We start from the raw sequence: 12,001 nt of genomic DNA, 5'->3' as shown, positions 1-12,001 counted from the left end.
CCGGCAACTGTCGATGATCTGGTACGCACGGGAGTCTAGGGCCTGGCCACACGGGGTGGGGTTATCCCCCGTTCACCGCCCCCCGGTCACCCCATGGCACCGGCGGCCCGCCGTTGACAGGCTGGGCCCCATGACCGTCAACCTCCCAGCCCCCGCCGAAGACCGCCCGCCGCCCGTCCGCCCCGTGTTCGGGCGCGAGACGTGGAAGGAGATCGCCCATCTTCTGATGAATCTGCCGATGGCGATCATCGGCTTTGTTTACACGGTGTTCATGGTTTCCATGGGCGGCGGTCTGTCCGTGACCGCGATCGGTCTGCCGCTGCTCGCGTGCGGTCTGTACGTGAACCGGCTGCTGGGCCGCACCGAGCGGGCACGGGCGCGGGCCCTGCTGGGCGTGCGGGTGGACGAGCCGACGCCGATCCCCGGTCCCGCGCGGGCGGGCGGGTTCTTCCCCTGGCTGTGGACGAGCCTCAAGGACCCGGTCGCGTGGCGGACGTCCCTGTACGGGCTGATCCGGCTGCCGTGGGGGATCCTCACCTTCACGCTCGCGCTGGTCGGGCTGTTCGTGCTGTGGCCCGTACTTCCCTACCTGACGCGCGGTCTGACGAATGTGGACCGCGCGATGGTACGGGGCCTGCTCTCGCCCGTGGACGGGCTGGAGCGGCGCATCGCCGAGCTGGAATCGGACCGCGGGGTGGTGGTCGACACGGCCGCCGCCGACCTGCGGCGGATCGAACGCGACCTGCACGACGGCGCGCAGGCGCGGCTGGTCGCGCTGGCGATGGGGCTGGGTCTGGCCAAGGAGAAGCTGCTGGAGGACCCGGAGTCGGCGGCGGCGATGGTGGACGAGGCGCACGGCGAGGTGAAGATCGCGCTCCAGGAGCTGCGGGATCTCGCGCGCGGGATCCATCCGGCGGTGCTGACCGACCGGGGGCTCGACGCGGCCCTGTCGTCGGTGGCGTCGCGGTGCGTGGTGCCGGTGAAGGTGGACGTGGACCTGCCCGCGCGGCCCGCGGCGGCGATCGAGGGGATCGCGTACTTCACGGTCTCGGAGCTGCTCCAGAACGTGAGCAAGCACGCGCGGGCGCGGATCGCGAGCGTGGAGGTGTGGCGGTCGGGAGCCCGGCTGCTGATCCGGGTGTCGGACGACGGGCGGGGCGGGGCGGCCGTCGCGGGGACCGGGGGCGGGACCGGGATGGCGGGGCTGGCGGAACGGTTGGGGGCGGTGGACGGGGTGTTCGTCGTGGACTCGCCGGAGGGTGGCGGGACCGTGGTCACGGCGGAGCTGCCGTGGCGCGACCGGGGGCGGTGACCTTCCCGGAGACGCGGGGCCCTTCGGCGAACCCAGCCCGCCCGGCGATTGAGGGCCCGCCGGAGGCATGCGCGGGCCGCTTGCCCGCGTGCGAGATCCAGCCCCCCCGGCGATTGAGGGCCCGCCGGAGGCATGCGCGGGCCGCTTGCCCGCGTGCGAGATCCAGCCCGCCCGGCGATTGAGGGCCCGCCGGAGGCATGCGCGGGCCGCACTCCCCTCCGGGGGCGCCTCAAACGCCGGCGGGGCTGGACTGGGCCCGGCCCGGATGCCGGACCACCGGACGTGGCCGGGCCCGGCGGGGCGAATCCAGCCCGCCCGGCGATTGAGGGCGGGGGCGGTGGGGTGGGGTGGGGATAACCCCCCGGTGGGGACGCCGACGTGCCGGATGGTTGCGGGGGTGGGGAGGAGACAGGGTTGAGGGAGTAGGCAGGGCACGGGAAGAGGACGGGACGGGATCATGGCGATCGGCTACAGCTCGGGTACGGACGGCGCGGGGGCCCGGGTGCCCACCACGCTGACGGCGCCCTTCGCGGGGCGGACCTGGCGCGAGTTCGGGCACCTGTTGATCGGGATGCCGCTGAGCCTCCTGTACTTCTCGCTCGCCCTCACCGGAGTGACCCTCGGCGCCGGGCTCCTGGTCACGTTCATCGGCGTACCGGTCCTGGCGGGCGTACTCGCGATGGCCCGCGGCTTCGGCCACCTGGAGCGGTCCCGGGCGCGCGCCCTGCTCGGGATGGACATCTCCGACCCGGAGCCGGTGCGGATCGAGCGCGGCGGCGGGGCGCTCACGGCCATGGGCGCGATGCTGAAGAGCGGCAGCGCCTGGCGGCACGTCCTGTACTCGGTGATCCACCTCCCGTGGGCCATGTTCGGCTTCACCGTGGCGCTGACCTTCTGGTCCCTCGGCTGGACGATGCTCACCTACCCGCTGTGGTTCTGGGTCTTCCCCGCCTTCACCGACCAGCCCGGGCTCCAGCTCTTCCAGAACGGTGACGACTACACCTTCTACCTGGACGCCCCGCCGATGATCGCCCTGACCTTCGTGGTCGGGCTGGGCCTCACCCTGGTCACGCCGTGGCTGATCCACGGCCTGGCCGCGGTGGACCGGATCCTGATCGGCGGCCTGCTGGGCCCGTCCCGGCTGGCCCATCGCGTCACCGAGCTGGAGACGGACCGCGGGATCGTCGTCGACACCGCCGCCGCCGACCTGCGGCGGATCGAGCGCGACCTGCACGACGGCGCCCAGGCCCGGCTGGTCGCGCTCGCCATGGATCTGGGCCTGGCCAAGGAGAAGCTCTCCGAGGACCCTCTGGCCGCGGCCCGCATGGTGGACGAGGCGCACGGCGAGGTGAAGATCGCCCTCCAGGAGCTGCGGGACCTGGCGCGCGGCATCCACCCGGCGGTGCTGACCGACCGGGGGCTCGACGCGGCCCTGTCGTCGGTGGCCTCGCGCTGCACCGTCCCGGTCCGGGTGCACGTGGAGCTGCCGGGGCGGCCGGTGGCCGCGATCGAGGGGATCGCGTACTTCACGGTCTCCGAGCTGCTCCAGAACGTCAGCAAGCACTCGGGGGCCCGGATGGCGAGCGTGGACGTGTGGAAGTCCGGGGAACGGCTGCTGATCCAGGTCGCCGACGACGGCCGGGGCGGCGCGAGCACCTCGGCGGGTACGGGGCTGGCGGGCCTGGCGGAGCGGCTGGACGCGGTGGACGGCGTACTGGTCCTGGACTCGCCCCCCGGCGGCGGGACCACGGCGACCGCCGAGCTGCCCTGGCGGGTGTGAGGCGAGGACGGCCGTGCAAGGCGAGGACGCCGTGTGAGGCGAGGGCGTCCGGCGAGGCGAGGGCGTCCGGCGAGGCGAGGGACGCGGCGGCGGGCTCCGGGATTCCCCCGGGGCCCGTCCGCGTCGTGCGTCGTGCGTCGAGCGTCGTGGGTCCTCGCGGCGCGCGGAGCGGCCCGCGCCCTCCGCCGCTCCCGAAACACCGCCCGTACGCCGATTCGTAGGCCCGGACCGGCCTTGACCCGGCCCCGAGGCTGGGATGCTTGGCTGTGCCAGGGATCGACAACGAGGGACGCGGGAGCTGCTGAGTCGTGGAAGACAGGGTGCGGGTGGTCATCGCCGAGGATTCAGTGCTGCTGCGTGAGGGCCTGACCAGGTTGCTGACCGACCGGGGGCATGACGTCGTCGCAGGCGTCGGGGACGCGGAAGCCCTGATCAAGACAGTGGCGGAGCTGGCGGCGCAGGACGCGCTGCCGGACGTGGTGGTGGCGGACGTACGGATGCCGCCGACCCACACCGACGAGGGGGTGCGGGCGGCCGTACGGCTGCGCAAGGACTACCCCGGGATCGGGGTGCTCGTGCTGTCCCAGTACGTGGAGGAGCAGTACGCCACCGAGCTGCTGGCCGGGTCCAGCACCGGGGTGGGGTACCTGCTCAAGGACCGGGTGGCCGAGGTGCGGGAGTTCCTCGACGCGGTGGTCCGGGTGGCCCGGGGCGGCACGGCCCTGGACCCCGAGGTGGTCGCCCAGCTCCTGGGCCGCAGCCGCAAGCAGGACGTGCTGGCGGGGCTGACGCCGCGCGAGCGCGAAGTGCTGGGGCTGATGGCCGAGGGCCGGACGAATTCCGCCGTGGCCAAGCAGCTGGTGGTCAGCGACGGAGCGGTGGAGAAGCACGTCAGCAACATCTTCATGAAGCTCGGCCTGTCGCCGAGTGACGGGGATCACCGGCGCGTGCTCGCCGTCCTCACTTACCTGCGATCTTGATTGACTGACACCCTGTCAGGTAATGACGACGTCGGGTGTCAAAAGAATGTGATGGTGGAGTGTCCCTTGGAGGGCTATTTGCCAGGCAGGGGACACTCTGGACCAGACCGTCTCACGGGACGGTCCAGAATATGAGCGGCTCAAGGAAGGACACCCTTACCGACGTAGGGTTGGCCTTGCGAACGCCACGCCTCGAAGGAGGTCCAGTTCAGTGACCAGCCAGGTCAGTAGCCCAGCCGAGCAGGCCGACGGGGCCGGAGGCGCTGTTGTCGGTGGACAGCGCACGGCCGCGGCCGGTACCAAGGAAGTCCGTCGGCTCGACCGCGTGATCATCCGTTTCGCGGGTGACTCGGGTGACGGCATGCAGCTCACGGGTGACCGTTTCACGTCCGAGACCGCGTCCTTCGGCAACGATCTTTCGACGCTGCCGAACTTCCCGGCCGAGATCCGGGCTCCTGCCGGAACCCTGCCCGGCGTCTCCTCCTTCCAGCTGCACTTCGCCGATCACGACATCCTCACCCCCGGTGACGCGCCGAACGTGCTGGTCGCGATGAACCCGGCGGCGCTGAAGGCGAACATCGCGGACGTCCCGCGCGGCGCGGAGATCATCGTGAACACCGATGAGTTCACCAAGCGCCCCATGGCCAAGGTCGGCTACGCGGTCTCTCCCCTGGAGGACGGCTCGCTGGAGGCCTACAACGTGCACCCGGTGCCGCTGACCACGCTGACGGTGGAGGCGCTGAAGGACTACGGGCTCTCCCGCAAGGAGGCCGAGCGCAGCAAGAACATGTTCGCGCTGGGTCTGCTGTCGTGGATGTACCACCGGCCGACCGAGGGCACGGAGGCGTTCCTGCGGTCGAAGTTCGCGAAGAAGCCGCAGATCGCGGAGGCGAACGTGACCGCCTTCCGGGCGGGCTGGAACTTCGGCGAGACCACCGAGGACTTCGCCGTGTCCTACGAGGTGGCTCCGGCGACGAAGGCGTTCCCCACCGGTACGTACCGCAACATCTCGGGGAACCTGGCGCTGTCCTACGGGCTGATCGCGGCCGGGCAGCAGGCCGATCTGCCGCTGTACCTGGGCTCGTACCCCATCACCCCGGCGTCCGACATCCTGCACGAACTGTCCCGGCACAAGAACTTCGGGGTGCGCACCTTCCAGGCCGAGGACGAGATCGCCGGGATCGGCGCGGCACTGGGCGCGGCGTTCGGCGGGTCCCTCGCGGTGACCACCACGTCCGGCCCGGGTGTGGCGCTGAAGTCGGAGACGATCGGGCTGGCGGTGTCCCTGGAGCTGCCGCTGCTGATCGTGGACATCCAGCGCGGCGGCCCCTCCACGGGCCTGCCGACCAAGACGGAGCAGGCCGACCTGCTCCAGGCCATGTTCGGGCGCAACGGTGAAGCGCCGGTCCCGATCGTCGCCCCGCGCACCCCGGCCGACTGTTTCGACGCGGCCCTGGACGCGGCGCGGATCGCGCTGACCTACCGCACGCCGGTGTTCCTGCTCTCCGACGGCTACCTCGCCAACGGCTCCGAGCCCTGGCGGATCCCGAACGTCAGCGACCTGCCCGACCTGCGGGTCCCCTTCCAGGACGGCCCCAACCACCAGCTCGCCGACGGCACCGAGGTCTTCTGGCCCTACAAGCGGGACCCGCAGACCCTGGCCCGCCCCTGGGCGGTCCCCGGCACCCCGGGCCTGGAGCACCGCATCGGCGGGATCGAGAAGCAGGACGGCACCGGGAACATCTCCTACGACCCGGCCAACCACGACTTCATGGTCCGCACCCGCCAGGCCAAGATCGACGGCATCCAGGTCCCCGACCTCGACGTCGACGACCCGGAGCAGGCGACCACGCTGGTGCTGGGCTGGGGGTCCACCTACGGGCCGATCACGGCGGCCGTGCGCCGCCTGCGACTGGCCGGGTTGCCGATCGCGCAGGCGCACCTGCGCCACCTCAACCCCTTCCCCAAGAACCTCGGGGAGGTCCTGGCCCGCTACGACAAGGTCGTGGTCCCGGAGATGAACCTCGGCCAGCTCGCGATGCTGCTGCGCGCCAAGTACCTCGTCGACGCCCGCTCGTACACGCAGGTCAACGGCATGCCCTTCAAGGCCGAGCAGCTCGCCACGGTCCTCAAGGAGGCCATCGATGACTGAAGCACCCGCCCAGACGCCGACGCTGCTGTCACTGGTCCCCAAGGCCGAGGCCAAGCAGTCGATGAAGGACTTCAAGTCCGACCAGGAAGTCCGCTGGTGCCCCGGCTGCGGCGACTACGCCGTCCTCGCCGCCGTCCAGGGCTTCATGCCCGAACTCGGTCTGGCGAAGGAGAACATCGTCTTCGTCTCCGGGATCGGCTGCTCCTCCCGGTTCCCGTACTACATGAACACCTACGGGATGCACTCCATCCACGGCCGCGCCCCCGCGATCGCGACCGGCCTGGCGTCCTCGCGCCGGGACCTGTCCGTGTGGGTGGTCACCGGTGACGGCGACGCGCTGTCCATCGGCGGCAACCACCTCATCCACGCCCTGCGCCGCAACGTCAACCTCAAGATCCTGCTGTTCAACAACCGGATCTACGGTCTGACCAAGGGCCAGTACTCGCCCACCAGCGAGGTCGGCAAGCTCACCAAGTCCTCCCCGATGGGGTCCCTGGACGCGCCGTTCAACCCGGTCTCCCTCGCGATCGGCGCCGAGGCCAGCTTCGTCGCCCGCACCGTCGACTCCGACCGCAAGCACCTCACCGAGGTCCTGCGGGCCGCCGCCGACCACCAGGGCACCGCCCTGGTGGAGATCTACCAGAACTGCAACATCTTCAACGACGGCGCCTTCGAGGTCCTCAAGGACCAGGAACAGGCCCAGGAAGCCGTCATCCGCCTCACCCACGGGCAGCCCATCCGTTTCGGCGCCGACAACGCCAAGGGCGTCGTCCGCGACCCCGCCACCGGAGACCTCCGCGTCGTGGCCGTCACCCCGGCCAACGAGGCGGACATCCTGGTCCACGACGCGCACACCACGTCACCGACCAACGCGTTCGCACTGTCCCGCCTCGCCGACCCCGACACCCTGCACCACACCCCCATCGGCGTGTTCCGCAGCGTCGAACGGGCGGTCTACGACACCCAGATGGCCGACCAGCTCGACACGGCCGTCGAACAGCACGGCAAGGGCGACCTCACCGCCCTCCTCGCCGGCACCGACAACTGGACCGTCGTCGGCTGAGCCGACGCGGGACGAGCCCCCGCACGCGCCGAGCCCGGATCCCGTCCTCACGGGGTCCGGGCTCCGTCGTACTCCGCCCGGGCGGCCTGCACCGCGCCCAGCCGGCGTTCCGTCCAGCGGGCCAGCCCCCACACCTGCTCGGCGGCCTCGCGCCCCAGCTCGGTGAGCGAGTAGTCCACGCGCGGCGGGATCACCGGGCGGGCGACCCGCAGGACGAACCCGTCCCGCTCCAGCGTCTGGAGGGTCTGGGCCAGCATCTTCTCGCTGACCCCGCCCACCTCCCGGCGCAGTTCGCTGAACCGGTACGAGCGCTCCACCAGCGCGGCGAGGATCAGGACCCCCCAGCGGCTGGTGACGTGCTCCAGGACGCCCCGCGAGGGACACATCGGGGCCTTGACGCTCACGGCCCGGACACTCTCGGCACTGAAACTCTCGGCACTGACACCACTTACTCCCATGCCAGTACCTTACTTCCAAGTGGGTACTATATAATAGTTAGCGCCTTCCGTAGGGTGGTGTCATCAATCCGAAGGACCCAAGGAGCGCGTCATGAGCATCGTCGTCACCGGAGCCACCGGAGCCCTCGGCCGTCTGGTCCTGGAAGAACTTCTGGCCACCGTCCCCGCCGAGGGGATCGCCGTCGTCGTCCGGAACAAGGAGAAGGCCGCAGACCTCGCCGAGCGCGGGATCGAGGTGCGCGTCGCCGACTACGACGACCCCGCAAGCCTGGACGGCGCCTTCCGCGCCGGGGACCGGGTGCTGATGATCTCCGGCAGCGAGGTCGGCCGCCGGGTCCCGCAGCACACCGCCGTGATCGGGGCCGCCAAGGCCGCCGGGGTCGCCCAGCTCGCCTACACCGGGATCCTCGGCGGCCCCGAGGCGGACTTCGACCTCGCCGCCGAGCACCGGATCACCGAGCGGCTCATCCTCGGCTCCGGGCTGCCCTACACCTTCCTGCGCAACGGCTGGTACCACGAGAACTACACCGCTCAGCTGGGGAACGTACTGGAGCACGGCGCGGTCGTCGCCAGCGCGGGCGAGGGCCGGATCGCCTCCGCGGCGCGCGCCGACTACGCCGCCGCCGCGGCCGTCGCGGTGACCGGCGAGGGCCACCTGAACCGCACGTACGAGCTGAGCGGCGACACCGCCTGGAGCCTGGCCGAGTACGCGGCCGAGGTCGCGGCGCGCTCCGGCCGCGAGGTCGTCTACGCGGCGGTCCCGGCGGAGGAGCACCTCAAGGTGCTGACCGGCGCCGGTGTCCCGGAAGGCTTCGCGGCCATCCTCGTCGACGTGGACGCGGCCATCGGGCGCGGCCGCCTCGCGGGCACCAGCGGGGACCTGGCACGCCTCATCGGCCGCCCGACCACCCCGGTGGCCGACGCGATCGCCGCCTCGCTCGCCTGAGCCGCGCTGGACGAGCCGGGGATGTCATGACTGTCACCGTGTAACGGACATGACATCCCGCCCCGGCGGCGCTACCTTCATGAGGTTGGCTTGAAGTAACCCAGGAGGGCCCGTGAAGGCAGACAACGAGCAGCGCACGGGTCTGCTCTACGGATTCGGCGCGTACGGGCTCTGGGGGCTGGTCCCCCTCTTCTGGCCGCTGCTCAAGCCCTCCGGCGCGGTCGAGATCCTCGCCCACCGCATGGTGTGGTCGCTGGCCGCGGTCGGCCTCGCGCTGGTCGTGACGCGCCGCTGGGGATGGATACGCACCCTGGCGAGCGAGCCGCGCAGGCTGGGCCTGACCGCGCTCGCGGCCGCGGTGATCTCGGTGAACTGGGGCCTCTACATCTGGTCCGTGAACAACGGCCGCGTCGTCGAGGCCAGCCTCGGCTACTTCATCAACCCGCTGGTCACCATCGCCATCGGCGTCCTCGTCCTCGGCGAGCGGCTGCGCCGCGCCCAGTGGGCGGCCGTCGCCATCGGTGTCGCCGCCGTCCTGGTCCTCGCGATCGGGTACGGCCGCCCGCCGTGGATCTCGCTGACGCTGGCCTTCTCCTTCGCGGCCTACGGGCTGCTCAAGAAGAAGATCAACCTGCACGGTCTGGACTCGCTCGCGGCCGAGACCGCGCTGCTCTTCCCGCCCGCCCTCGGCTACCTCCTGTGGCTGGCGGCCCAGGGCCAGTCCACCTTCACCGGCCAGGGCCCCGGACACGCGGCCCTCCTCGCGGCGACCGGCCTGGTGACCGCCGTCCCACTGGTCTGCTTCGGCGCCGCCGCCATCCGGGTCCCGCTCTCCACCCTGGGGCTGCTCCAGTACCTGGCCCCGGTGTTCCAGTTCGGCCTCGGCGTCCTCTACTTCCACGAGGCGATGCCGCCCGAGCGCTGGGCCGGGTTCTCCCTGGTGTGGGCCGCGCTCGCGCTGCTCACCTGGGACGCGCTGCGCACCGCCCGGCGCTCGCGCGCGGACCTCGCGGCGGCGGCCACCGCGCGGTCGACCGCCACCGCGGAAGCTCCGGCGAGCCCCGCGGCTCCGGCGCGCGAACCGGCGTAGCGGCGCCTCATCCGCCTCACGGTCCCCGGTACGGAACATCCGTACCGGGGATCGTCCGTTTTCCGAACCCTCGTGACCGGATTATGACCTTGACGGACAGTCATACTCTCGCTGAACATCAGGCTCGCACTGGCGCACGAACGCTCACTTGCTCTATCCCCGCACGTTCCGTCATATCCCCGCGGAATCCCGGAGCCCCCACATGAGCCTGTCCGTCTCCCGGCGCCTGGCCGCCGTCACCGCGATAGCGGTGGCCGGCCTGTTCGCCTCCACCGCCCCCGCGGCCCTGGCCTCTCCCGCCTCGGCCACCGCCGCGCCGACACCCCCCGACATCCCGGTCGCCAGCGTCAAGGCGCACCTGACCCAGCTCCAGTCCATCGCCACCGCCAACGGCGGCAACCGCGCCCACGGCAAGGCCGGGTACAAGGCCTCGATCGACTACGTGAAGGCCAAGCTGGACGCGGCCGGTTACACCACCACCCTCCAGACCTTCACCTCCAGCGGAGCCACCGGCTACAACCTGATCGCCGACTGGCCGGGCGGCGACCCCAACTCGGTCCTGATGACCGGCGCGCACCTGGACTCGGTGTCCGCGGGCCCCGGCATCAACGACAACGGTTCCGGCTCGGCGGCCATCCTCGAAACCGCCCTCGCCGTCTCCCGGGCCGGCCTCCAGTCCACCAAGCACCTGCGCTTCGGCTGGTGGGGCGCGGAGGAGCTGGGCATGGTCGGGTCGACGTACTACGTCAACAACCTGCCGAGCGCGGAGAAGTCGAAGATCTCCGGCTACCTGAACTTCGACATGGTCGGCTCGCCGAACCCCGGCTACTTCGTCTACGACGACGACGCCACGCTGGAACAGACCTTCAAGACGTACTTCTCGGGCATCGCCATCCCCACCGAGATCGAGACCGAGGGCGACGGACGCTCCGACCACGCCCCGTTCAAGAACGCGGGCATCCCGGTCGGCGGCCTCTTCAGCGGCGCCGACTACATCAAGACCGCCGCGCAGGCACAGAAGTGGGGCGGCACCTCCGGCAAGGCCTTCGACGCCTGCTACCACCGGTCGTGCGACACCTCGGCGAACATCGACGACACCGCGCTCGACCACAACAGCGACGCGATCGCCTACGCGGTCTGGACGCTGGGCGCCGCCACCCAGGTCCCGCCGGGCGCGTCGTTCGAGAACACCACCGACTACGCCATCCCCGACTCCCCGGCCGCCGGGGTCAGTTCACCGATCACCGCCTCGGGGGTCACGGGCAACGCCCCGGCCACCACGAAGGTGGACGTGAACATCGTCCACACCTACCGCGGTGACCTCCAGATCGACCTGATCGCCCCGGACGGCACGGCGTACCGGCTGAAGAACTCCAGCTCGGACTCCGCCGACAACGTCATCGCCTCCTACACGGTGAACGCGTCGAGCGAGGTCGCCAACGGAATCTGGAAGCTCCAGGTCAAGGACGTGGCGGCGCAGGACGTCGGCTACATCAACAGCTGGAAGATCACCTTCTGAACCAGGTGACCGGCCGGCCCGGCCGCGCGGCACTCAGCCGCGCGGCCGGGCACCGTCCGGTGCGGCTACGCGCCCTCGGCGCGCACCGGCATCGTCTCGGGCACCGGTTCCTGTATCCGGGCGCGCAGTTCCTCGGCGACCGCCGCGATGTCGGCGCGGCCCAGCTTCGCGGCCTCCACCAGGTCACCGAGCGCTTCGGGCGAGGGCAGCTGCTTCGCCCCGGCCACCCGGAGGTACGAGCGGGTGGCGGCGGCCGCGTAGAACTCGTTCATCGGGGATTCCAGCGCCGGGCACACGGCGAGGGTGTGCAGGAACGCGGCGGCCCGCCAGGCGGTGTCGGGGGCGGGCTGCTCGGGGACCAGCACCAGATCGTTCTGGTGGCGGGCCACCGCGGCGGCCACCCCGGAGGGATCCCAGACGGCGGGATCGGACGGGAGATGGTGGGCCAGAGCGGTCCAGGCCCACTCCATGGTGATCTTCAATGGCCGAACCGCTCCTGGAAGTAGCCCCAGTGGTCGGCGAACTCCTCGATACCGGAGAGGAAGTTCTTGCGGTCCTCGTCCAGTTCGCGTTCGGTGACCTCGGTGATCAGCGCGGTCACCGTCGTCCCCAGCGCCGCCGCGCGCGCCTTGAGGCGCTCGTGGAACTCTTCTTCCAGGCGGATGGTGACGTGTCTCGACATGCCCCTCACCGTACAGCGG

General features: G+C 71.2%; 11 protein-coding genes. 8 read left to right on the top strand and 3 right to left on the bottom strand.

Going from position 1 to position 12,001, the window contains the following annotated elements:
- Positions 1-130 precede the first annotated feature (130 nt).
- The 5 genes from QMF80_RS11735 to QMF80_RS11715 all read left to right on the top strand — a co-directional run bounded on the left by QMF80_RS11735 (position 131) and on the right by QMF80_RS11715 (position 7,287).
- Entirely contained in the window at positions 131-1,312 is a 1,182-nt protein-coding gene (locus QMF80_RS11735; protein WP_283452313.1) for a sensor histidine kinase, read from the top strand.
- A 457-nt stretch (positions 1,313-1,769) separates the two neighbouring features.
- Positions 1,770-3,092, top strand: coding sequence for a sensor histidine kinase (locus tag QMF80_RS11730; protein ID WP_283452311.1), 1,323 nt, complete (start codon positions 1,770-1,772; stop codon positions 3,090-3,092).
- 320 nt (positions 3,093-3,412) lie between these two features.
- Positions 3,413-4,072, top strand: coding sequence for a response regulator transcription factor (locus tag QMF80_RS11725; protein ID WP_283452447.1), 660 nt, complete (start codon positions 3,413-3,415; stop codon positions 4,070-4,072).
- A gap of 211 nt (positions 4,073-4,283) precedes the next feature.
- The gene (locus QMF80_RS11720; protein ID WP_283452309.1) at positions 4,284-6,224 is read left to right on the top strand and encodes a 2-oxoacid:acceptor oxidoreductase subunit alpha; all 1,941 of its coding nucleotides are present in this window, start codon (positions 4,284-4,286) and stop codon (positions 6,222-6,224) included.
- Positions 6,217-7,287, top strand: a complete 1,071-nt coding sequence (locus QMF80_RS11715) for a 2-oxoacid:ferredoxin oxidoreductase subunit beta (protein ID WP_283452307.1) — start codon at positions 6,217-6,219, stop codon at positions 7,285-7,287. The genes QMF80_RS11720 and QMF80_RS11715 overlap by 8 nt, the downstream gene beginning before the upstream one ends.
- A gap of 47 nt (positions 7,288-7,334) precedes the next feature.
- On the opposite strand, the gene QMF80_RS11710 is transcribed toward QMF80_RS11715, so the two are convergent.
- Positions 7,335-7,745: a winged helix-turn-helix transcriptional regulator gene (locus tag QMF80_RS11710; RefSeq protein ID WP_502962824.1), complete on the bottom strand. Its 411-nt coding sequence runs from the start codon at positions 7,743-7,745 to the stop codon at positions 7,335-7,337.
- 91 nt (positions 7,746-7,836) lie between these two features.
- Between QMF80_RS11710 and QMF80_RS11705 the strand changes: the two genes are divergently transcribed.
- The 3 genes from QMF80_RS11705 to QMF80_RS11695 all read left to right on the top strand — a co-directional run bounded on the left by QMF80_RS11705 (position 7,837) and on the right by QMF80_RS11695 (position 11,300).
- Positions 7,837-8,691, top strand: a complete 855-nt coding sequence (locus tag QMF80_RS11705) for an SDR family oxidoreductase (protein ID WP_283452304.1) — start codon at positions 7,837-7,839, stop codon at positions 8,689-8,691.
- A 112-nt stretch (positions 8,692-8,803) separates the two neighbouring features.
- Positions 8,804-9,781: an EamA family transporter RarD gene (gene rarD, locus QMF80_RS11700; protein WP_283452302.1), complete on the top strand. Its 978-nt coding sequence runs from the start codon at positions 8,804-8,806 to the stop codon at positions 9,779-9,781.
- Positions 9,782-9,983: 202 nt separating this feature from the next.
- Complete coding sequence (locus QMF80_RS11695) at positions 9,984-11,300, top strand: M28 family metallopeptidase (protein ID WP_283452300.1); 1,317 nt, start codon at positions 9,984-9,986, stop codon at positions 11,298-11,300.
- 65 nt (positions 11,301-11,365) lie between these two features.
- On the opposite strand, the gene QMF80_RS11690 is transcribed toward QMF80_RS11695, so the two are convergent.
- Positions 11,366-11,782: a hypothetical protein gene (locus QMF80_RS11690; protein ID WP_283452298.1), complete on the bottom strand. Its 417-nt coding sequence runs from the start codon at positions 11,780-11,782 to the stop codon at positions 11,366-11,368.
- Positions 11,779-11,982 (bottom strand): ribbon-helix-helix domain-containing protein, encoded by a 204-nt coding sequence (locus QMF80_RS11685; RefSeq protein ID WP_239516343.1) that lies wholly within the window; start codon positions 11,980-11,982, stop codon positions 11,779-11,781. Before QMF80_RS11685 ends, QMF80_RS11690 begins: the two co-directional genes overlap by 4 nt.
- Positions 11,983-12,001 lie beyond the last annotated feature (19 nt).

Origin of the sequence: Streptomyces sp. G-G2, from assembly GCF_030063135.1 — a bacterium.
GTDB lineage: Bacteria > Actinomycetota > Actinomycetes > Streptomycetales > Streptomycetaceae > Streptomyces.
This window is presented reverse-complemented; position numbering and strand designations above follow the sequence as displayed.

Coding starts and splice junctions, on each gene's coding strand:
- QMF80_RS11735 (WP_283452313.1), top strand. CDS start 131: ATGACCGTCAACCTCCCAGCCCCCGCCGAAGACCGCCCGCCGCCCGTC.
- QMF80_RS11730 (WP_283452311.1), top strand. CDS start 1,770: ATGGCGATCGGCTACAGCTCGGGTACGGACGGCGCGGGGGCCCGGGTG.
- QMF80_RS11715 (WP_283452307.1), top strand. CDS start 6,217: ATGACTGAAGCACCCGCCCAGACGCCGACGCTGCTGTCACTGGTCCCC.
- QMF80_RS11710 (WP_502962824.1), bottom strand. CDS start 7,745: ATGGGAGTAAGTGGTGTCAGTGCCGAGAGTTTCAGTGCCGAGAGTGTC.
- QMF80_RS11705 (WP_283452304.1), top strand. CDS start 7,837: ATGAGCATCGTCGTCACCGGAGCCACCGGAGCCCTCGGCCGTCTGGTC.
- QMF80_RS11695 (WP_283452300.1), top strand. CDS start 9,984: ATGAGCCTGTCCGTCTCCCGGCGCCTGGCCGCCGTCACCGCGATAGCG.
- QMF80_RS11685 (WP_239516343.1), bottom strand. CDS start 11,982: ATGTCGAGACACGTCACCATCCGCCTGGAAGAAGAGTTCCACGAGCGC.